Source organism: Olivibacter sp. SDN3 (assembly GCF_014334135.1).
Taxonomy (GTDB): domain Bacteria; phylum Bacteroidota; class Bacteroidia; order Sphingobacteriales; family Sphingobacteriaceae; genus Olivibacter.
The window spans coordinates 3,663,475-3,684,824 of the sequence record NZ_CP060497.1; the positions used below are offsets into that span (position 1 = coordinate 3,663,475).

Annotated in this window: 15 protein-coding genes and 1 pseudogene; 10 read left to right on the plus strand and 6 right to left on the minus strand. The window is 42.6% G+C overall.

Annotated elements, in window-relative coordinates:
* Nucleotides 1–45: 45 nt before the first annotated feature.
* Nucleotides 46–654: a Crp/Fnr family transcriptional regulator gene (locus tag H8S90_RS15240; RefSeq protein WP_187338717.1), complete on the minus strand. Its 609-nt coding sequence runs from the start codon at nucleotides 652–654 to the stop codon at nucleotides 46–48.
* 890 nt (nucleotides 655–1,544) lie between these two features.
* Between H8S90_RS15240 and H8S90_RS15245 the strand changes: the two are divergent.
* Nucleotides 1,545–1,703: pseudogene (locus H8S90_RS15245) on the plus strand (helix-turn-helix domain-containing protein); the annotation flags it as partial.
* A gap of 257 nt (nucleotides 1,704–1,960) precedes the next feature.
* A complete protein-coding gene (locus H8S90_RS15250) occupies nucleotides 1,961–2,602 on the plus strand; it encodes a DUF2652 domain-containing protein (protein WP_187338718.1) in 642 nt (213 codons plus the stop codon).
* A gap of 265 nt (nucleotides 2,603–2,867) precedes the next feature.
* On the opposite strand, the gene H8S90_RS15255 is transcribed toward H8S90_RS15250, so the two are convergent.
* From H8S90_RS15255 to H8S90_RS15270, 4 genes are all read right to left on the minus strand, one after another.
* Nucleotides 2,868–3,812, minus strand: a complete 945-nt coding sequence (locus tag H8S90_RS15255; protein WP_187338719.1) for a DUF4625 domain-containing protein — start codon at nucleotides 3,810–3,812, stop codon at nucleotides 2,868–2,870.
* A gap of 473 nt (nucleotides 3,813–4,285) precedes the next feature.
* The gene (locus tag H8S90_RS15260; RefSeq protein ID WP_187338720.1) at nucleotides 4,286–6,976 is read right to left on the minus strand and encodes a hemopexin repeat-containing protein; all 2,691 of its coding nucleotides are present in this window, start codon (nucleotides 6,974–6,976) and stop codon (nucleotides 4,286–4,288) included.
* A gap of 199 nt (nucleotides 6,977–7,175) precedes the next feature.
* Nucleotides 7,176–8,927: a helix-turn-helix transcriptional regulator gene (locus tag H8S90_RS15265; RefSeq protein WP_187338721.1), complete on the minus strand. Its 1,752-nt coding sequence runs from the start codon at nucleotides 8,925–8,927 to the stop codon at nucleotides 7,176–7,178.
* Nucleotides 8,928–8,955: 28 nt separating this feature from the next.
* Nucleotides 8,956–9,234 carry a hypothetical protein gene (locus H8S90_RS15270; protein ID WP_187338722.1) on the minus strand — a complete coding sequence of 93 codons (279 nt, stop codon included), beginning with the start codon at nucleotides 9,232–9,234 and terminating at the stop codon, nucleotides 8,956–8,958.
* A gap of 150 nt (nucleotides 9,235–9,384) precedes the next feature.
* Between H8S90_RS15270 and H8S90_RS26235 the strand changes: the two genes are divergently transcribed.
* The 3 genes from H8S90_RS26235 (at nucleotide 9,385) to H8S90_RS15280 (ending at nucleotide 12,175) form a co-directional block, all read left to right on the plus strand.
* Nucleotides 9,385–9,516, plus strand: a complete 132-nt coding sequence (locus H8S90_RS26235) for a hypothetical protein (RefSeq protein ID WP_255501619.1) — start codon at nucleotides 9,385–9,387, stop codon at nucleotides 9,514–9,516.
* 86 nt (nucleotides 9,517–9,602) lie between these two features.
* Nucleotides 9,603–9,794 carry a hypothetical protein gene (locus H8S90_RS15275; RefSeq protein WP_187338723.1) on the plus strand — a complete coding sequence of 64 codons (192 nt, stop codon included), beginning with the start codon at nucleotides 9,603–9,605 and terminating at the stop codon, nucleotides 9,792–9,794.
* Nucleotides 9,795–9,922: 128 nt separating this feature from the next.
* Entirely contained in the window at nucleotides 9,923–12,175 is a 2,253-nt protein-coding gene (locus H8S90_RS15280) for an excinuclease ABC subunit UvrA (RefSeq protein ID WP_187338724.1), read from the plus strand.
* A gap of 44 nt (nucleotides 12,176–12,219) precedes the next feature.
* On the opposite strand, the gene H8S90_RS15285 is transcribed toward H8S90_RS15280, so the two are convergent.
* Nucleotides 12,220–13,077 (minus strand): sulfurtransferase, encoded by an 858-nt coding sequence (locus H8S90_RS15285; RefSeq protein WP_187338725.1) that lies wholly within the window; start codon nucleotides 13,075–13,077, stop codon nucleotides 12,220–12,222.
* A 290-nt stretch (nucleotides 13,078–13,367) separates the two neighbouring features.
* Between H8S90_RS15285 and H8S90_RS15290 the strand changes: the two genes are divergently transcribed.
* From H8S90_RS15290 to H8S90_RS15310, 5 genes are all read left to right on the plus strand, one after another.
* On the plus strand, nucleotides 13,368–14,336 hold the full coding sequence (locus tag H8S90_RS15290; protein ID WP_255501620.1) for a S41 family peptidase: 969 nt from the start codon (nucleotides 13,368–13,370) through the stop codon (nucleotides 14,334–14,336).
* A gap of 181 nt (nucleotides 14,337–14,517) precedes the next feature.
* Complete coding sequence (locus H8S90_RS15295) at nucleotides 14,518–17,220, plus strand: alpha-L-rhamnosidase (protein WP_255501621.1); 2,703 nt, start codon at nucleotides 14,518–14,520, stop codon at nucleotides 17,218–17,220.
* 368 nt (nucleotides 17,221–17,588) lie between these two features.
* Complete coding sequence (locus H8S90_RS15300; RefSeq protein ID WP_187338727.1) at nucleotides 17,589–17,936, plus strand: HTH domain-containing protein; 348 nt, start codon at nucleotides 17,589–17,591, stop codon at nucleotides 17,934–17,936.
* A gap of 3 nt (nucleotides 17,937–17,939) precedes the next feature.
* Nucleotides 17,940–19,121 (plus strand): HlyD family secretion protein, encoded by a 1,182-nt coding sequence (locus tag H8S90_RS15305; protein ID WP_187338728.1) that lies wholly within the window; start codon nucleotides 17,940–17,942, stop codon nucleotides 19,119–19,121.
* Nucleotides 19,122–19,124: 3 nt separating this feature from the next.
* On the plus strand, nucleotides 19,125–21,284 hold the full coding sequence (locus H8S90_RS15310; RefSeq protein WP_187338729.1) for a peptidase domain-containing ABC transporter: 2,160 nt from the start codon (nucleotides 19,125–19,127) through the stop codon (nucleotides 21,282–21,284).
* The last annotated feature ends 66 nt before the right edge of the window (nucleotides 21,285–21,350 follow it).

The following is a 21,350-nucleotide window of genomic DNA, read 5'->3' on the forward strand; positions in this document are numbered from 1 at the left end:
ATATGAGAACAAAAATAGCTGCTCAGGCCTTGATATAACTTGATTTCAGTCACCAAAGTGTGGAGGCCGATTAAGCAGGTTTAATCTTGCCCTGCTCAGCGACTCCCTGCTTACGTAGAGATATTTGGCAATGTTGGTCAGTGAAATTTTCCTAATAATCGCTGGCCGATGTTTTAGTAAAAATTTATATCGTTTTACCGGACTTTTCAGCGATAAGATATATTGATGCTCCAAATCCTGCTCTGCAATCTCCTGATAAATTTGAAGGTTTACGTTAGCAATACACATATGCAGATCATATAAAGGCTGTACATCTTTAATGTTGATCCTTCTTACAATCGAATCTTCCAGGGCCGTAATGGTAATAGACGAAGGTTCCATCCGATAATAACTTTCACAATTAGCCAGAAAATCATCGGCAAAGCCAAACCTTAGAATCCGTTCATTTCCTTCATCGTCAAAAATTGTAAAAGCAAATTTGCCGCAAATAACGAAGGCCGCATAACGGGCAATCTTGCCGTACTGCAAAAAGCTTTCCCCTTTCTTTAGGATCTTTACTTCAGTCATCCGGTCTAGCAGCTGCCATTCTTCCTCGTTCACGATTGTATATTTTTTTCTAAGACGATGATACCAGTCGGAGCAATTAGCCTTCATATCACATGTTTTTTTAATAGCATCATTTACAAATTCTGGTGCTAAGGTGCGTACGTATTCTTTTTTATCCACTTATCAACAAAAATACACCTACATCTTTCTTTTAAACGTGATTTCAGTCACATACATTGTCAGGCTTAACCATTATTCATTCGATTTTTTCGCGATCAGTTATTGAACAATGTTTTTTCGTTCAAATGATATGTCATCTCCGCTAATCGACAGTCGGGAATAGAGTCCGTTGGAAGCCGAGATGAGTTGGGTAACTAAGGTCGTTTTGCCCACTTGGCGGAGGCCCATTAATACTTGAATAAACCTTCTAGGTTTCTTTTTTATTTTTGTAAGTGTTTGTAAATAAGGTCTTTCAAGCATGTTTTTTGATTTACTCAATACGTTGAGTAATTTTACTCAATATATTGAGTAAATCAAAATCCCAGTAATGATGAGCGTTTATCACAGCCTTGCAGATAAACATAGTTTGTTTGTAAGGACCTTGAGCACCTCCCAATTAAATAAGGGTTAGACCGGCCCACAGCTATTTCATTCCATACTGTTTTATTACGAAACCAAGCTTCTGTAAATACTTTGTACATACGAAAAGATGTAATGGTATATGTTATGTAGCGTAATCAGTGATACGTTCAATATACCTAATTTTACAGGTGGATAAAAAGGACTATCTCCAACATGGCGCTTGAAGCCGCAGTGAACGCAAATGAAAACTAAACATACGATTTTTACCCTAATATTGATGTTTTCAGCTCATATATCGCATGTGCAGGTGACGGTAGTGAGTAGCAGAGATGGTTATGCCAATGAGCGAACAACAGCTTCCTCGGAGGGGGTATAATAGGATGGTCTTATTAAAAAAGATCTTTCAAACACGTTTCAAATTCGTTGAAAAAGCAAAAGAAAGACTTTCTACCACCGATTTGTCGGTCAGTGAGATTGCTTATGCATTAGGCTTTGAACACGTGCAGTCATTCAGTAAATTGTTTAAAGCGAAAACCAAACAAAGTCCCCTGGAGTTTAGACAGTCCTTCAGCTGATAGATAGATCATATGACCGGATGTTTTCGCCTCCTTTGTCATGATCTTTTCAAAATAACACCCAATTAGACTGATTAATCTAATTGGGTGTTATATTTGTGATCCGACATGGTTCGATTTCGATATAACGTGAAGAAATTAGAAAACAGAGTGGTTCTGATTATACTTGCGAGCGGTAATTGGGCTACGAATAAAGTCGATTCGGATACACATTAATCTCTTTCATTTCCAAACTTTGCAATTCAAAGATATTGCTTATGCTTAATAGTAACAAAGGTTTAATTTTCATTGTGGATATCAGCGGCTATTCGCAATTTATCAGGGAAGTAAATCCTATAGAAGGTATGACCGTCGTTCGTCATTTGCTAAATGGCATCATAGCAGAAAATCATTTACGCCTTAACATATCAGAAATAGAAGGAGACGCGATCTTGTTTTACCAGTTCGGTAATCCGCTTGCCCTTGAAGCGGTGCTGGGACAATTCACCGCAATGCTCCATAGCTTTCAGAAAATCCTTTCCGGATACCGTTCAAAATTTCCGAAAGTAGATAAGCTAAGTTTGAAAGCAGTTGCGCATTATGGTAAAATGGAGGAATTCGAAATCGATCGTTTTCGTAAACTTTATGGCAATACATTGGTGGATGCACATCGCCTGTTGAAAAACAGCGTTCCTTCTAGCACATACGTCTTGGTAACAACAGATTATCTACAGGAGGTATATAAATCCCCCTTGGATTACAGTACTACTTGCGGTACTTACCAATGCGACCTGTACGACGTGGGGTCTCTCTGCTATGCCTATTTCCCTCTCGATGACTACAAATTCGTTAATGAAGAAAATGATCATCACTTAAATGTATTTTCTAAAAGTAACGTAAGAGAGAAACTGCCGGTTTGACATTTGTATCCTTTATCTTAATACTGTTTTAAGGTAAATTGTCTAAATCGGATGATATGGTATCCGAATGCGACTTTAAATTAATAGTATAAGTATAACAGATCGCTGCTGCATAATCCGTAATGGCAAAGTCATGACTATATTTTTTTTAAATTTATTGCAAAAACATATAATCATGACAGTTTCGACAGGTTTTATAAAAGAAAACGGACAAGTAAACCTCACTTAAGGAGCTTTTGCCAATGATAAATAGACAATTGATCGTTTAAAAATCCGTAACCTCAAATTCAATGTAATGGTGTAAGCTGATATCATGGCTGGAATTGGTATATACTACGCCAAAACAGTATTCACCATTTTCCCAGTTATTGTCGCCGGTAATCTGGCTAGGATTAGGCAAATGATTGTCTTCTGTTGCACCCATGGTTAATGCTGGCAACGGGCGAGATGATTGATCATCGGTAGCTTGCAGAAAGTTTGAGAAACTGACGGCCTCGGAGAGGTTTTCATGTGCGTAGGTGTCTGTAACTAAAACTTTGGAGAAGTCAATCTCGTCAACGGTCTCTGGCAGATGATTGGCACTTTTCTTAATCAAAAGTAAATATAGTTGGCCGTCGCCTTTCACATTGCTGATCTCCACCATGGCGCTTATCTTCTCGTATTTACGGAAAACGGTGTCTTCCGGATTGACGAAATCTCCCCGGTGCATGATGTGGAAATAGCCGCTATCGACTTTATTGACCATGAACATGTAAAGTTCCGGATTCACGGGAAGACTCTCAGCAAGTAAAAGCTCAATTGTTCTAACCTCTTTTAAATTCGAACCGTTCTCATCGTTTATCGTGATAACAAAGTCGTAAAGACCTTCCGGCGCATTATCTGGGATGTCAAAATGTTTATGCACGTGCACTTCCCCTTCACCTTTGTATTCATTCCAATTCACGGTAAATGACCATTCCTCAGCATAGGCTTCATCGTCACGCTGTTGTATATTGACTTGAATGTTTTCTACTAGACTGCCTGCAGTCAGTTCCATGTCAAAATGGAAATCTCGCCCTATTATGCCAATGCCGTTATCTCCTGAGCCGATTTCCAGGCTTTCTATGACGGGAATCGCTTGATCGATTGGCATATCATCTTCTTTGCTGCAGGAGAAAAACAACTGCATAGTGGTGAATAAGAGTAGGACGAATTTTTTTTGTAGGTACATGTTTCTCATTTTATTTACAATTTGTTGCCATGGTGGACGCAAAGATTGATATCCACCGTCTGTTTTTTAATTGCATCAAAGTTGTAATAAAATATGTTGTATAACAAGTGTTTTTTTAAAAAGCACGTTTAAATATTTTATATAATGATTTTGTTAATTTTTTTTTCAATTTTTTATTCTTTTTATTGCAACTTAGTTCTTTTTTAAAAGAACTATTGCGCGATTCTTATAAAGAAAAATTTGATCGCTTTGTACGCGTTTTAAATATTAAAGATTCAGTTATCTTTAAAGTGAGGGTGGTCGTGTTTTGTTATACGCGCAGTTCTATTTAAATTTTTATGGCACAAAGTTGGGGTTTGACGGATTTACGGAAGTAACCCGGATAACGACTGTTGTAGCTGAAACAAAGCTGTGCTGTGAGGTCCTAACCATTGATCGGGTTACTTCCATATGATCCATCGACATTTGCTGATTTAAGCGTTTCGGTTTAAAGTAATTACACAATCTGTTACCCGGGCATCTTCCAGGAAGTCTACATAAACGATGTTTATTTGTTTGTCTTTGGGAGCGGTGGCCAGGAATTGACCGAGATTGCCATTGGCGGCTTTGCTGATATCATGCAAAGTGATTTTTATACCTTTGTTAATTATACTCCACACATCTTTAAAGGTGAGCGTCCAAGACAGTAAGAAAAGTTGTTTTGCATTTCCAGGATTTGAAATCAGCTTTTCGAGCTGGTCTTTTCGCATTTCTTCATAATCATCCTTATTGGCGTACTTATCATAAATCGAAATACCTCGGTAAAAAGCGTTTGGAAAAGGGGTAAAATCGGCATCGTACCACACAATAACATTCGAACCGTCTTGTACTAAGGTGTCAAAGGTGCTTGTCAATGGGTTACCTTGGGGTTTGCGGATATAGGGGCCGATTTTATCTTGAATAAGTTGAGAAAATTCTCGATGTTGTTCTTCGTTAAAAGAACAAAAGGTAGAGATTTTCAGAATAATCAGCTCTCTACTGGTTGACCGTAAAAAAGATTGTATATCATCGAGCATATCATGAAAAGAGGCACCAATATTGTCATGATAGGCGTAAAATCTGCCGTCATGTTTAGTCGGCCGTAAATCAAAGAATCGTGCGCCGGCGTTGAGTTGCTGACCTAAAGTTAAAAATTGGGTTTCCGAAAACAAACGGGTGATTTTTCCGATATTGATTTTGTCGAATTTTAACGTTCTACATTTACTTGGCACACGCGTCTCAGACATCTTATATGCGCCTGCGTCATGACTCCCCGGAATAGTGATCTGCCAGAGTGGTTTGTTTTTAAGATGATCATACATATGCTCCATCCACTTCTTTCTTTCAGTGATCAGGGAAGTAGAGTACCAAATGGTATTTTCGACGACGTCTGACTCATGGGTTTGTATGGCGATAGATCCATCTAGGGCACAAGCTACAGATGGCTTGGCACCATCATTGAAATGCTTGGCATTTGCCCATTCGATCTGCTTCTTTTCTACATAGACTTTACCGACACTACTCCAAAGCTTAACGGACTTTACGCCATTATGGGTTTCAATCACGAACCCCTCGTCATCAAGTGCGACGGTTGGTGTGCTGCCTTTTGAAAGCCAGACAGCTTTTCCCCAGTCAATTTTCTTTTCTTTTGTGTTCAATTGGCCAACCGTGTACCAAAGGTTATCATTACCCGACTCATTCGTATGTATTTCAACCACAACGCCTTGGTTGTTCATCGCCACCCTTGGTCGATAACCTGAGCCATATCTAACGGAATTTTCGAATTGCCACACTATTTTATCGGATCGTGGATCTACTTTGCCCAACCGATACCAAAGACCTTTGGCCGATCCCTGAGAACCATGAACCTCAACGCACCAATGTTCATTATTTATAGCGACTGAAGGCAACTCACCTTTGTCATATTCATGACTGGGTCCCCAGCTTACTAGATTATTTTGCAGTTTACCTATATGGTACCACAAGCTGACGGAGGATTGGGATTTATGTACTTCAACCAGTGTGCCTTGGTCGTTCATGGAGATAAAGGGATCTGCCCCGTAGTCATAATGAACACTTTTTTCCCATTTCACGTCCATTTGCGTGGTTTGTCCGATTCGATGCCACATTTTGCTGGCAACTTCAGAACAGTGCACTTCGAGCACCTGGCCTTTGGAATTAATGGCAACCGAAGTCCGGGTGCCGCCGCTGTCGGGTTCAGGTTTTTTGGATAGCCCGAAAGTGACATCTTTTAGTTGATTGAACCAATTGATGGCAATTGGCTTTGGATAACCTTCATCAACACCTTTATTGACATCAGTAAAGCGGATGTACTGCGTTCCCTTAAAAAAATAGATTTTTCCATTTTCTTTACGCATTAAAGCTGCATCGATTCCAGATTGAAAATCAGCCGGAAGACCCGGCCACATGAGGGCAATACTTTTGGGGTAGCCCACTTCAACACCCTCTTCAATCGTATTCATACGGACGTATTGATCGCCTTTAAAAATATATATCTTCCCGTCGGATTGCCGCTGAAAGACGGTATCTATGCCTGCTTCAAAAGATTTGGGTAGGCCTTTCCAGTTACCGGCAATGGGTTTCGGGTAGCCGGGGTCGACACCTTTAGGAATTGAGGAGTAACGCAAGTACTGATCGCCTTTAAAAATGTATATCTTTTCGTCGGATAGATGTTGGAAGACAGCATCTATGCCTGCCTCAAAAGATTTGGGTAAGCCTTTCCAGTTACCGGCGATAGGTTTTGGGTAGCCTGAATCAAGATAAGGGCTACCCTCGCTTAGTCGGGCGTAGTGCCTACCAAAGAACAGGTATATTTTCTTGTTGTAGGCACGCGCAAAGGAAGCGTTTACGCCAATGAAAAAGGTGTTTACATGGCTTGATTTAGCTCCGCTCACGTCATTTCCCTTTTTCTGTACCAAGGTTCTACGGAGTATGGAGTCTGTTTGGTCATCGATATCGAAATCAGGCCTTTCAGTTGCGAATCGCAAGCTATCGGGCGTTAGATCCTCGGGAATGTCGGCGATGACCGCATAGTCTGTTAATTGTTCGACTACTTTTCCTTTGATTTGTTCCAGTTCATCTAAAAATAGGTTGTAGTTTTCGGTAAATAGAATAAGCTGTTTCATTTTTGTTTCTTTTTAATAATGAAATAAATGAAGTCTAAAAAAATGATAATTAATTATGGGAAATAAAGTACAATATATGTGCAAAAATGTGACAAAATGTGTAATTAAATTAGAAGAACAGCCTTACAAAAACCTTACAATACTCCGTTACACCGCTAAAAACGGCCTTATAACATGAAAGTGTTGCAGAAGGATATACCTAGATGCTATGTATGAGCTTCCGAAGCTCATCGCGCTTGGTGAGGCCAAGCTTTTTGCGTATGCGGTGTTGTGTTACCAAAATAGTATTGGTGGATACACCCAGCATCAATGCCATTTCATTATTGCTGAGTTGCAGCTTTCCTAAACAGAGGCAGCGTATTTCTGCTTGAGTAATGAAGGGATAGGTGCAGCTGATGCTATGGATAAAATTGGGATACACTTTTGTGAAGGACTTTTTAAAATTATCCCAGTCGTTCGCGGTCAGGATGTTTTTTTCCTTTAATGATGCTAGCAGGCTTGTTTTGACACTGGTTTTCGTTTCTTGAAGTTGAGCAATGAGCTGCTGGTTCTCACGCGTTTTCTGAATGAGATTTTGGAGCTCCAGTTGCGCGTGCTTTAACGACTGGCGTGTATTTTCGTAGGCCAATTCCCGGATTCGCTGCTCGCTAAGCCATACCTGCCGTTCTTTCTTTTTCTTCAATTGCGCAACGTAATATAGCGCGAAACCAATTACGGCCAGTAACGATATTGCAATAACGGAGAGACTATATCGAAAATGTAAAGCGATTTTTTCCTGCTCCTGTAGGGCAATGCGTTCTCTGTTTTCCTGTATCCTAAGTTGATCTTGCGCCATTTTGATCACCGCGGTATTGTATTTGGAATCTATCGCCCTTTCCACCTGTCTTAAACTGTCGCGATAGCGTATTGCCTGCTGGTAGGCCGAAATTTTAAGGTAATATGTATAACAGTTCTCGTAGTGCTGTCGCTTAAAAGTTTCAATGCCTTGCTGTTCCCCAAATTTAAAAGCCCTTTTTTTTGGAAAACTGCCTTCGGTAAGTAAGATGAATTTACGCGCCTTCGCTAGTGAATCGGTTTTCATATAGGCTTTTGCCATATCCGCATAGGCTTCCAGCGGCACTTCGAAATGCGCTAAGCTTCCTTTATTCAGTTGGTAGTTTTTCTGAAAATAGGGTACTGACTGCTGATAGGATTCCGCCGCGTAATATACTTCACCGATGTTCCCTGAAACCAGGCCCATCCAAACGGTATCCCGATATTGTACGGCTTTCTGATAAGCGGTGTCTAAATAAAGCAGGGCACTGTCTGATTGATTTAATTTGAGATAGGCCATCCTTAAAGTGTTATATCGTTGAATATCAAGGTTTTTATTGAACTTTGGAAGTCTTGTCGAGAGTCTCATGGTCTTAATCACTTCCTCATAGTTTTGAAAGAAGTAATAATCCAACGCAAGATCATGCAGGTATTTGCCGATATTAGCTACCTTATTATAACCTAACTGTCTGAAAATTTGCTGCGCTTTAAGCGAATTTTGAAATGCTGCCCCGTATTCCTCTAGCACGAACTGGTTCTGTCCGATTTCTTGCAAAATAATTCCTTTGTACAAAGCATCGTCCTTGAACGCTTCCTTTGTCAAGGTAGATCGAAAAATCCTAATACGTTTACGGGCATCCTGCTCCGTAAAAGATCTTTGGATTGCTGTTAAATAGTGAAGCTCCTTCAACAGGTCACGGTCATCATGCTCTTTGGCAAAGCTTGTAACGTATTGCAATAAAGAATCGATTCCTTCTTGATCATTTTGTGCTTGGATACTCCGGTTAACGGAGCGTATTCGTTCCATGGTCGACGGTTCATCATCCAATTGGAGTACCGGGCCGTACCTGTCTTGTGCATGTACGGAGAAACAAAGTAGGGTGCCGAATAATATTTGATGTACATGGTATTTTGCCATTCTTACGCATTTTAAGCTTTTTCTAGTGTTAAACCAAATAGGCGAAATACGCATGTGATACCTGAGGCGATGCTTGACTTGGCGACCTTCTTGAATTCACCTGCACAACACCTGGAGTTACAGCCACCAGAAAAGGATTTTTCACTCCGGTTAATACGAGGGTTTTATAAATGTTTTCGGGCGAGATGCTGAACGATTTGTTTACGTCGATAGCTTCTGAGTGTTCGTCGTTTACGCTATAGGCTTGCAACACATACGAGATGTGCTGCATGTCGAGTTTGGGTGCGACATTCGTTTTTACTGTCATGGGAAAATATTGTTGCGCTGTTTAGAAATAAATCTACTAAAATAAAAATTATGTAGCACCTAAAGTTCGAAAACTAAACTGCTTGTTAACGCATTGTTAATCGCTACAATTTGACCGAACACCACAGCAGGCTTTCCTATATTTGTCATTATGAAAACCACCCTTGTCAAAACCAATGAGCAATTTTACCTGAACGATTTTCATAAAGACCGTAAATTCGACGAACAGGAGTGGACCTGCTCTTTCGTGCCCGGTAGAAGAAATCCAGATGCTAAAGTGTAAATTTTGGTAGGGCCTGGAACGGCATTTGCATCTGAGGGTTTGGCTTACGCCATGCAGAAACTAGGCAGGGCAACCATCGTGGCGATATGACGGCAGGAGCGGGGATCGTCGGATCATTTGTGCCATTAAAGCGCAATTTAATCGCATTTGTTCCGGTGAAGATGGTAGTCGGCCCGAGGTCTGAAGAAGGCTGGGAAGGAACCGGGGTTATTCCAGATGTGTTTTCAGGACAAGAAGATGCGCTGGAGGTAACCCGTAGACTGATTGAAGAAGATTAGAAGGCGAAATAATTTTCCTGTTTTCCGCAACAGTAGCTTTCGTACTTTACATCATAAACAGTTACACTAGGAATGACATACAGTTGTCACCATGGCGAATTAGCTTTGTGGTTCAATAAATATAGTATATGAAAGCAATAGCCGTATCGGGCGCCAGACAGAACAACCTGAAAAATATTTCGCTGAAAATACCGAAAAACCAGATTACTGTGTTTACCGGTGTCTCCGGTTCGGGAAAATCGTCGTTGGTGTTTGAAACTATAGGCGCCGAAGCACAACGTCAGATAAATGAGACCCAAAACAGCTTCACGAGAAATCGACTAAACCATATTGGTGTTGCGGACGTCGACAAGATCGAACATTTAAATGTACCGGTAATCATCAGCCAAAAGCGCTTGGGCGGAAACGCGCGGTCTACCGTAGGAACGGCTACCGATAGCTATGCTTCCCTGCGACTGCTGTTTTCCAGAATGGGTGAACCTTTTGTCGGTTATTCAGGCCTCTTTTCATTTAACCATCCCCAAGGGATGTGTGCCGCCTGCGAAGGTCTTGGATTTGTCAGTACGATCAATATCGACGAACTGCTGGATAAAAATAAATCGCTGAATGAAGGCGCCATATTGTTCCCGACCTTTCAGCCGGGTGGATATAGGTGGATCAGATATGCCCATTCGGGATACTTCGATCGCGATAAAAAATTAAAGGACTTTACAGCGAAAGAGTGGGATTTGCTGCTCCACGCGAAGGAACACAAGCCGCCGCATCCCGGCAAATCCTGGGGAAAAACGATGCAGTACGTTGGATTGCTGCCCCGGATAGAAAATGATTTATTGAAGAAGGAATCCAAAGAACATAACCTAAGGAAAAAAGACCTGCAAAAAATTATCGTATCCGACATTTGTCCGGATTGCGGGGGCAAAAGGTTGAATAAAAAAATACTGACCTGTAAGATCAAGGGGAAGGACATCGCCGATTGTGCTGCGCTTCCCATCGATGAGCTGCTTGCATTCGTTAAATCACTTTCTTCCAAATCATTCGATACGATACTAAGTGAACTTAAGAAGAAACTTGAAAATATAATCACCATAGGGCTGCAATACCTGACCTTGGATAGGGGAACGAATACCCTCTCGGGCGGTGAATCACAACGCATCAAGATGGTCAGGCATCTGGGAAACAGCTTGGAAGACTTGCTTTACATCTTTGATGAACCAAGTATCGGCCTGCACGCAAAGGATCTGGAAAATATTTCGCATATCATTCGTCAAATAAAAGAAAAAGGGAACACGGTACTTATCGTAGAACATGATCCTGACATCATTAAAATAGCCGATCATGTAGTTGATATGGGCCCACTATCTGGAATTCACGGCGGCGAGATCATCTTTCAGGGTACGTTTGAAGATCTCAAGGCCTCAAATGGTAAAACCGGCAGTTATTTTTCGCAAACGCGCAAATACAAGGTCAATCCACGCAAGGAGGCCGGATCAATTCAGCTAAAAGAGGCAGAACTGTTCAATCTCAAAAAGATTACGGTAAACATCCCCACACAGGTGTTATCAGTGGTTACCGGTGTGGCCGGTTCGGGCAAAAGTACCCTGATTGGCAAGGTCTTGCCGATCCAGTATCCAGAAGTAAAGATAATCGATCAGGCTCCGATCATAGGCAGTTCAAGAAGCACCTTACTGACTTATCTGGATATTTCCGATAAGATCAGAAAGTTGTTTGCGCTTGCCAATAAGGCCGATCATCGGCTTTTCAGCACGAACAGTCTGGGCGCATGTGCGAATTGCAGGGGATTGGGTTTCGAAAAGATCGATCTGGCATTCATGGACGATATGGAACAGCCTTGCGAAGTATGCCAGGGCAGTGGGTTTAATCCGGAAGTGTTAACATACACGTTTCAGCATAAAAGTATTGCCGAGGTTATGGCGCTTACCGTAGAAGAAGCAGCAGATTTTTTCGGCCATTATGACTTTGCATCTCCTTTTAAGCTGCTGATGGAGCTTGGTCTGGGCTACCTGAAATTAGGACAACGACTTAATGCGTTCTCAGGAGGAGAAAGGCAACGACTGAAATTAAGTGGTGAGCTGAAAGGCGAAAATAATCTGCTCGTTTTGGATGAACCAAGTACAGGCCTGCATCCTTCGGACACGAAAAAGTTGCTGGATATTTTGAATAGGTTGGTAGATCAAGGTAACACGCTGATTGTAATCGAACACAATCTTGATATTATATCGCAAGCGGATTGGATTATTGATATTGGCCCCGGTGCAGGAAAGTATGGTGGTGAATTGATGTTTGAAGGGACAGTGGAGGGGTTGTTAAGCAACCATACCGCTGAAACAGCAAAATATTTAAAAAAGCATTTGTTTGCTTAGGGCGAAATGCTCAAAGTACCGCCCCAGGGCTGGCTGCTTACCCATTAAGGCTTGAATGAACCGTCTCTCGCCACGGGCAAATTGTTGCTGCTCCATTCACTCCAAGAGCCTACGTATAGTTTCGGTATGTCTAAGCCGGCGTAGTCGAAGGCCAGAAGGGTGTGGCAAGCGGTCACGCCTGATCCGCAGTGTATAATGCTGTCGCTGGCTAGCTCATCGCCAAGTGACGCGATGTACATTTGTTTTAGCTCGGCTGCATCCTTAAAATAACCCTGTTCATCTAAATTGTTGGACAAGGGGATATTGACCGCGTTGGGAATGTGGCCAGCCACAGCGTCAATGGGTTCTTCTATACCACGGTAACGCGCATTGGAGCGTACATCAATGATCTTATTGCTGGCATGCCGACTGACACGTTGAACTTCTTCCAGCGTGCTGATAGGTAATAGCCATTTTTCTGCGGGGTAGGGTTCAACTGCTTTTACCCGTTCCTCGCCTGAGCGCAAGGGAAGTTCATGGCGTTTGGCTGCCGCCAGACCGCCATCCAGCACCTGAACTTTCGAGTGGCCTATCGCACGAAGCATCCACCAGAAACGCGCTGCCGCGTTCGACCCGTTTTTGTCGTCATAGATCACAACATGACTGCCCGCGGTGATACCCAGATTGCCCAATGTTTGCGTAAATGTTTTGACTGCAGGTAGCGGATGCCTTCCACCATTAGCCGGATCTACCGGAACATTGCTGAGCTGCGTGTCGAGATCAACCAGGCGTGCCCCTTTGACATGTGATTGTAAATAATTTGTTTTGGCTTCAGGCCCGTTGGAAGCATCAATGATCACCAATTGATCGGAATCGAGTAAACTTAAAAGTTCTGTAGCGTCAATAATGGGAGAGTAGCGCATACACTTTTGTTTTTAAGATGAGAAGATCATTATGGAAGTAAAGATACGGAATGTATTTGGTAAACGGAATTGTTGACCGCATTAAAAGTACGCATTTGCTTATCCTCGCTCTAACAGACTTAATCTCTCGCTGATCATTTATGGGAAGTATATGGCAGAGATAAAAGCATAGCTCGATCAGTCGATAGATGATTGTTAACGCATTGTTAATTTGACAGAATAAACCGAACACCATAGTAGCCTTTCCTATATTTGTCGTCATGGAGACGACCCTTATCAAAACAAAAAGAATGCTGTATTTAGCGTTGCTATTTTTCAGTTTTTCAGCGAACGCGCAAACTGTTGAAGAAAGCGAAGCACGTGCTGTTGTGCAGACGCTGACTGATCGATTGGTGGAAGTATATCCCTTTCCCGACATATCGGCTAAGTATAAACAAACCTTGTTAGAAAACGAAAAGATTGGGCGTTACAAAGGACTAGCTGAAGACTCCTTGGCGAAAAAGCTAACGGAAGATCTCCGGTCTGTGCATAAAGATGTGCACCTGCGGGTGATGAAAAATGAAGAAACCTATAAAAGGTTATTAGCGCCTCCGGCTCAACAAGGAGATGACAGCACAGAACTGAAGCGGATGAAAGTACAGAACTATGGTTTTAAAAGCGTACAGATCGATGGTGAGAGGTCTACCGCCTACCTCGATATTCCGGGGCCTTTTTGGGGCACACAGGAGTCTTTTGAGATGGCGACAGCGGCAATGAACATGGCTGCGCACAGTAAATACGTTATTCTAGATATTCGCCATAATCCGGGTGGTACCGGGCATATGGGCCGTTTTATTGCTTCCTATTTTTATAAACCGGGAAATGAAAAATTTTATCTGAACGGTTTTCATAAAGACCGCAAATTGGACGAACAGGAGTGGACTTATTCTTTCGTGCCCGGGAGAAGAAATCCAGACGCTAAAGTGTACATCCTGGTAGGTCCTGGAACGGCATCTGCATCCGAGGGTTTGGCATATGCGATGCAAAAGCTCGGCAGGGCGACCATCGTTGGCGATACAACGGCAGGGGCTGGGATCGCTGGATCTTTTGTGCCATTAAAGCGCAATTTAATCGCTTTTGTTCCGGTGAAGATGGTAGTCGGCCCGCGGTCTGAAGAAGGCTGGGAAGGAACCGGCGTTATTCCGGATGTCATTTCCGGGGAGGAAGATGCGCTGGAAGTGACCCGCAAACTCATTGAAAAAGATAGGAAAGGGGAATAGTTTACCTGTTGATGAACTATCCTGTACCATCTGTAGCTTCAGAAGCTTGAAAAGTAATATTCTTATGGAATGAGCGGTCTATGGACATTCGTTGCCGATTGTTTTTTGATTTTAATTAGTATTTTAGCCCTAACCGTTTAATCGGATAACAACTATAACCGATTTAGATACTAATGCTGGTATGGATGAAAATTTAAATGCGCAAAGTGACTTCGCGTTGATGCAACGCTTTTATCTGATAATAATACTAATCCTCTTAGGATCGACCTTCGTCTACGGTCAGCCTGATAATGAAGTGATAGATTTGCAATGTGAACATTTAGTCAACCCCCTGGGCGTCGATGAACGGCACCCGCGCCTAAGCTGGCGAATACAGAATGATACGAGGGGAGCGGCACAAAGTGCCTACCGGGTGATGGTGGCAACAGACTCGACGCAATTGCTCAGCGAGGGTGAACTTTTATGGGATTCCGGCAAAAGGCAGTCTGCAGAACAATTAGTGTCTTATGATGGGCCGGAATTGCTTCCGTTTACCAGATACTACTGGAAAGTAGTGCTTTGGAACGAGGCTGGAGAGGCTTCTTCATCGAGCGGGATCAACCATTTTGAAACAGGAATGGTTAATATGGCAAATTGGCAAGGCACTTGGATTAGTGATCGGGAGGATATAGATCACTTGCCGGCAGGATATTTCAGAAAAACTTTTGGTGTGGAGAAACAGATAACTTCAGCAAGGGTGTATATCGCAGCTGCCGGACTTTATGAATTACATCTGAATGGATCGCGCGTGGGTGATCATCGCTTAGATCCGATGTATACCCGTTTTGACCGTAGGAATTTATATGTAACCTACGACGTCACAGAGCAACTCAAACAGGGTGATAATGCCTTAGGCGTGATTTTAGGTAATGGGTGGTATAACCACCAGCCACTGGCGGTATGGAATTTTGATCGTGCCCCATGGCGGGCAAGACCGAGCTTTTGTCTGGACCTCCGTATAACGTACAGCGATGGAAGTACGGAAACGATTCAATCTGACGGCAGCTGGCGCAGCAATACAGGACCGGTAATTCGTAATAATATTTATACGGCAGAACATTATGATAGTCGTTTAGCTATCGATGATTGGGATACACCAAGCTTTATAGACACTGCTTGGAAAGGTGTAACGTTACGTGCCGCGCCTTCCAACCAAGTGGTGAGTCAGCAACTGCACCCGATCCGCAATGTGCAGGAAATTGCTGCCAAATCCCTGCAAAAAGTGAATGACTCTGTTTATATTTTCGACATGGGCCAGAACATGGCCGGTGTAACAAAAGTGAAGTTGAGTGGAGAGCAAGGCACCACCGTTCGATTGAAGCATGGTGAAAGACTGTATCCTGACGGACGCGTCGATCTGTCGAACATTGATGTATATTATCGTCCAAAAGATGATAGCGAACCTTTTCAGACAGATATCGTCATACTCAAGGGGGAAGAACCCCTTGAGTTTATGCCACGCTTCAATTACAAAGGCTTTCGCTATGTGGAAGTAACCAGTGACAAACCTATTCAGTTAAAACAGGATGATCTGGTGGCTTATTTTATGCATAGTGATGTGCCTGTAAAAGGGACGCTGCAGTCGTCCAATACCATGATCAATAAATTGTGGGAAGCAACAAATAATGCCTACCTGTCTAACCTGTTCGGTTATCCTACGGATTGCCCGCAGCGGGAGAAAAACGGGTGGACAGGCGACGGACACTTTGCGATCGAAACTGCCTTGTATAATTTTGACGGTATTACCGTTTATGAAAAGTGGTTGGCCGACCATCGGGATGAACAGCAACCCAATGGCGTACTGCCGGATATTATCCCGACGGGCGGTTGGGGTTATGGCACGGCAAATGGTACCGATTGGACCAGCACCATTGTGCTTATTCCCTGGAATCTTTATCTTTTTTATGGTGACCTGAAACCTCTTCAGGACAACTATGAAAGCATGAAGCGTTACGTGGGCTATGTAGAACGCCTGAGCCCCGAAAGGTTGACCAGTTTTGGGCGGGGCGACTGGGTACCCGTAAAGTCGACTTCCTCTTTGGAATATACCTCGTCCGTTTATTACTTCGTTGATGCAACGATTTTGGCCAAGGTGGCCAAGTTATTGAATAAACAGGAAGACCACAGGTATTATCAGGCACTGGCCGCGAAAATTAGACAGGCAATCAATGATAAGTATCTGGACAAGCAGCTGGTGAGTTATGGGAGTGGTGTGCAAACGGAGCTGAGTATGGCCTTGTACTGGGATGTTGTACCCGATGAGCTAAGGGCTAAGCTTGCAGAAAATTTGGCTAAGCGTGTAGAACAGGATGATATGCATCTCGATGTAGGTGTTTTGGGAGCAAAGGCTATTCTGAATGCGCTTAGTGAAAATGGACAGGCGGAAACGGCTTACAAATTGGCTGTTCAAGATACTTACCCATCCTGGGGCTGGTGGATCGTCAATGGAGCAACTACCCTGCAGGAGAATTGGAATATGGATGCCGAGCGGGATATTTCAGATAATCACATGATGTTCGGCGAAATCGGTGGGTGGTTCTTTAAAGGATTGGGTGGGATATACCCGGACGAATCGGCTCCCGGATTTAAAAACATTATCCTAAAACCAAATTTTGTAGCCGGATTAGATGATTTTTCCTGTTCCTTTAATAGTCCGTATGGAGAAATAGTGTCTTCCTGGAAAAGAAAAGGTAAAAAGGTATACTACTCGGTTACCATACCACCCAATGCGAGTGCATCTGTTACCATTCCGGTTCAAAATAACAGGAAAGTATACCTGGATAATAAGTTGGTGCAGCCGGATATGCAACTGTCGGCCGGAAATTATGAATTTCGCGTGGAATAATTGGTTGTCACGCGACAAACTTTTATAAGGTGATGCTTCTTCTGCAAACCTAGTGATTTTAGCTATTATTTAAGAATAACAGCTTGCACCCATGTTTGTATGTCGAATTGATTTCCAACTTGATTTAATTTTATTAAACCATGTATTAAAATTAAATTAGAAAAATAATTGTTTTTTTTATTCTGCCAGCATTCGTGTAAGGTAAAGAACTTTCTGTGTAAGCTATGGGTTGATTGGTGTAAATAATTTTGTCTGAAACGAGCCATGATTTATATTCGTGGAGAGCAATCGTTTATCAATCCAACCGTAAATACGATTGTTTTTTTCATACCTAATGATTTAATTGTTGTAAACAAACCCCTAGTCCTATGAAGTTACTGGTTTATATTGAAAGAATAAATCTACTGCACAAATTAATCAGACAGCGCCGAACCGGGAGTCCAATGGAATTATCGAAACGCTTAGGTTTGTCGACATCCAGAATGTACCGTGTTATTGAAGAATTACGCTTAAATGGAGCGCCGATAGCCTACTCAAGACAACAGCAAACCTATTACTATGAATATAACTACCATATTGTTATCTCTGCTACTTTCACTTCTTTGGAACAGCATGAAATGAGGGATGTTTCTGGTGGAGAGCATGTGGGTACAGTTAGATTGTTCCCACATCAACTAAAGAAGTCTGATAGCGTTCCCTTCATCCTAAACGCATGACACATGAAAGTGTTGCCTATTGTGCAGCCTGATGCACTTGAAATAACCTATTTGCAGCAGGTAAAGGTAAGGTCGCAAATCATCTATACCATCTTTTTATTGACGGTTATAGCTGTATTATTTGCGCTTCCTTTTGTTTATGTTGATGTTAGTGTAAAATCATCGGGTATTCTTCAAACCCCGATCGAACGGAATGAACTGGTTTTACCAATAAGCGGTAGAATAGACTACCTTAATGTTAGCGAGTATCAGCGAGTAAACAAAGGAGACACCCTGTTACGTATCGATGCTAGAAGTATAACTGAGCAAAGCAATGCGATAGCTACACGGATTAAGGAACTCGAATGGTTGCTGGCAGATGTTGAGTTGCTGAACGAAACCTCTACGGCAACAAACCAGACTCCAAAACTAAATACACCGCGTTATACAGCTGCCTGGCAGGAATATAACCGGCAGCTGCACAATGCGGCTGTTTTGAGAAAGCAATCACAACGTGCGTTTGAGCGCTTTCAGAAATTACACGAGCAGAAAATGGTGAGCGATGCGGAATATGAGGAATATCTAACAAAAAAGGATCAGGCTGTAGGCGAATTCAATTACATTGCAAGCCATCATAAGAGCCAATGGCAGGCTGAGGCAAGCACTTACCGCTCAGAATTAAGCCAGCTCTATCGGGACCGATCAAGCGCCAATAATGAGCAGAGTTTCTATACGCTTATTGCTCCGCTCGACGGAAGTATACAGAATCTCGTAGGACTCCAGGTGGGTACTCCGGTATTTGCCAATCAGAAAATTGCGGAGCTTACACCGGATTCTTCTTTAATAGCTATGGCATATGTAAATCCGAACGATATCGGTTTGGTTCGAATCGGGCAGGACGTACGTTTTCAGATTGATGCTTTCAATTATAACCAATGGGGCATTTTGAAAGGAAAGGTGCTGGATATTGCCGAAGATATGGTATTAGATGGAAACAATAAACCAGTTTTCAAGGTGCGCTGTGCCCTGGAAAGAGACCAGATGCGCTTACCAAATGGTTACGTGGGACGGCTGAAAAAGGGAATGACCTTTCAGGTCCGCTTCATGGTAAATAGAAGAAGTCTGTACCAGCTGCTCTATGACAAAATTGATGATTGGATGAACCCGGGCCGAATAGCTAATGATGGCAAGGTCGCAGAACAGTAAAATATGGGGATCAAAATAAAACAACGAGATATCTCTGATTGTGGCGCGGCCTGCCTTGCTTCAGTTGCCGCTAAATATAAGCTAAACCTACCTATTGCCCGTATCAGGCAGATGGCGGGAACTGATAAAAAAGGCACGAATGTACTCGGTATTGTAGAGGCTGCGGCAAAAATCGGTATAACCGCAAAAGGTGTGAAAGGCCCTTTTGAAAGTCTATCGAAAGTCTCGCTGCCCGCCATAGCACATGTTGTAATTAAGAATGTGCTGCAACACTACGTGGTAATCTACAAAGTTACTCCACAGTACATTGAGATAATGGATCCCGCAGACGGGAAAATGCACAAAAAAACACCGGAAGAATTTAAAGCGGAATGGACCGGTATTTTGATACTGTTGGCGCCTAATGAGTCCTTTAAGCAGGGGAATGAAAAAATATCGACCCGTTCCCGTTTCTGGCAGCTCATCAAACCACATAGAACAGTATTGACACAAGCCTTGGTTGGGGCGATTCTTTACACGATATTAGGGCTTTCAACAGCTTTGTTTGTACAAAAAATAGTGGATTTTGTATTGGCGGATGGGAACCGGAACCTGTTGAACTTGATGGGAGTAATCATGATCAGTATCCTGCTGGTAAAAATCATGATCAGTATCTTCAAGACGATATTTACCATTAAGACGGGGCAGGCGATCGATGCCAATCTGATTTTGGGTTACTATAAGCACCTGACCAAACTCCCACAGTCTTTCTTTGATAATATGCGGGTAGGAGAGATCATCGCTCGGGTAAATGATGCGGTCAAGATTAGAGTATTTATTAACGATGTGTCCCTCAATTTTCTGGTTAACATATTTATCGTTGTTTTTTCTTTTGCCCTGATGTTTACTTGGTATTGGAAATTAGCGGTCATTGTGCTCCTGGTTATCCCACTTTATGGCATTATCTATTACATCACCAATAGACTGAACAAAAAGGTGCAGCGGAGGATGATGGAAGAGGCAGCAGAGCTGGAATCGCAATTAGTTGAAAGTATAAATGCTATGGGCACGATCAAACGCTTTGGCCTGGAACAGCACGCCAATTTAAAAACGGAAGTTCGTTTTGTGACCTTACTCAAAACCATTTACAGATCCGGATTGAACTCTTTGTTTTCTGTAACATCTACTGAATTTATTTCGCAACTGTTCACCATCGTGCTACTTTGGGTAGGTGCCGGCTATGTTTTGGACGTAGAGATAACTCCCGGTGAATTACTGTCTTTTTATGCCTTGATTGGTTATTTTACCGGACCTGCATCGACCTTGATTGGTATGAATAAAACCATTCAGGATGCTGCAATAGCAGCCGATCGTCTGTTTGAGATCATGGATCTTGAGCAGGAGGATAACGATCGTAAGCTAACATTGACCGCGGAAAACCTTGGTGATATTATTTTTGATAAAGTCAGCTTTAGGTATGGCACGCGGATTTTAGTATTTGATAATCTTGGCCTGCACATTCGGCTTGGAAAATTGACGGCAATTGTAGGCGAGAGTGGCTCAGGCAAGTCGACCTTATTGTCATTATTACAAAACATTTATCCGATAGCGAAGGGTAATATCTACATTGGCGAGCATGCGTTGAAATATATTGATAATGAATCGCTTCGGAAGGTCATAGGCGTGGTGCCGCAGCAGATCGATTTGTTTACCGGAAATGTAATAGAAAATATCGCTATTGGTGATTACGAGCCGGATATGCAAAGGATAATAGCGATCTGCAAGAGATTGGGTATATTACCTTTTATCGAAAGTTTACCCAATGGCTTTCACACCTATCTCGGTGAAAATGGGGCAAGCTTATCCGGAGGGCAGAAACAGCGCATTGCGATCGCTCGGGCACTGTATAAACAGCCCGAGGTGTTGATTCTCGACGAGGCAACTTCTTCGCTGGACCCGGCAGCGGAACAATATGTACAGCAAACAATCCATTACCTGCGTGATCAGGGTAAAACGGTTATCCTGATAGCCCACCGTTTAAGCACCGTACAGACGGCAGATAAGATCATCGTTCTTCAGCAGGGAAAACTGGTAGAAGAAGGTACGCATGCTTCGCTGATGGCGTCAGAAGGGAAATATTATAACTTATGGCAGCAACAGATGCCGGTTGTTGGTGGCTCGTGATAATGTGTTTAAAGTAGTAAGTATTTATTTTCTTAAATGAAATTGGAAATATGGCGGTGCATATTA

Bases quoted from the DNA above. Each gene is read 5' to 3' on its own strand.
- H8S90_RS15270 (WP_187338722.1), bottom strand. From the start codon at position 9,234: ATGACAGTAAAAACGAATGTCGCACCCAAACTCGACATGCAGCACATC.
- H8S90_RS15275 (WP_187338723.1), top strand. From the start codon at position 9,603: ATGACGGCAGGAGCGGGGATCGTCGGATCATTTGTGCCATTAAAGCGC.
- H8S90_RS15265 (WP_187338721.1), bottom strand. From the start codon at position 8,927: ATGGCAAAATACCATGTACATCAAATATTATTCGGCACCCTACTTTGT.
- H8S90_RS15280 (WP_187338724.1), top strand. From the start codon at position 9,923: ATGAAAGCAATAGCCGTATCGGGCGCCAGACAGAACAACCTGAAAAAT.
- H8S90_RS26235 (WP_255501619.1), top strand. From the start codon at position 9,385: ATGAAAACCACCCTTGTCAAAACCAATGAGCAATTTTACCTGAACGAT.
- H8S90_RS15310 (WP_187338729.1), top strand. From the start codon at position 19,125: ATGGGGATCAAAATAAAACAACGAGATATCTCTGATTGTGGCGCGGCC.
- H8S90_RS15240 (WP_187338717.1), bottom strand. From the start codon at position 654: ATGAAGGCTAATTGCTCCGACTGGTATCATCGTCTTAGAAAAAAATAT.
- H8S90_RS15255 (WP_187338719.1), bottom strand. From the start codon at position 3,812: ATGTACCTACAAAAAAAATTCGTCCTACTCTTATTCACCACTATGCAG.
- H8S90_RS15290 (WP_255501620.1), top strand. From the start codon at position 13,368: ATGCTGTATTTAGCGTTGCTATTTTTCAGTTTTTCAGCGAACGCGCAA.
- H8S90_RS15295 (WP_255501621.1), top strand. From the start codon at position 14,518: ATGGATGAAAATTTAAATGCGCAAAGTGACTTCGCGTTGATGCAACGC.
- H8S90_RS15300 (WP_187338727.1), top strand. From the start codon at position 17,589: ATGAAGTTACTGGTTTATATTGAAAGAATAAATCTACTGCACAAATTA.
- H8S90_RS15285 (WP_187338725.1), bottom strand. From the start codon at position 13,077: ATGCGCTACTCTCCCATTATTGACGCTACAGAACTTTTAAGTTTACTC.
- H8S90_RS15250 (WP_187338718.1), top strand. From the start codon at position 1,961: ATGCTTAATAGTAACAAAGGTTTAATTTTCATTGTGGATATCAGCGGC.
- H8S90_RS15260 (WP_187338720.1), bottom strand. From the start codon at position 6,976: ATGAAACAGCTTATTCTATTTACCGAAAACTACAACCTATTTTTAGAT.
- H8S90_RS15305 (WP_187338728.1), top strand. From the start codon at position 17,940: ATGAAAGTGTTGCCTATTGTGCAGCCTGATGCACTTGAAATAACCTAT.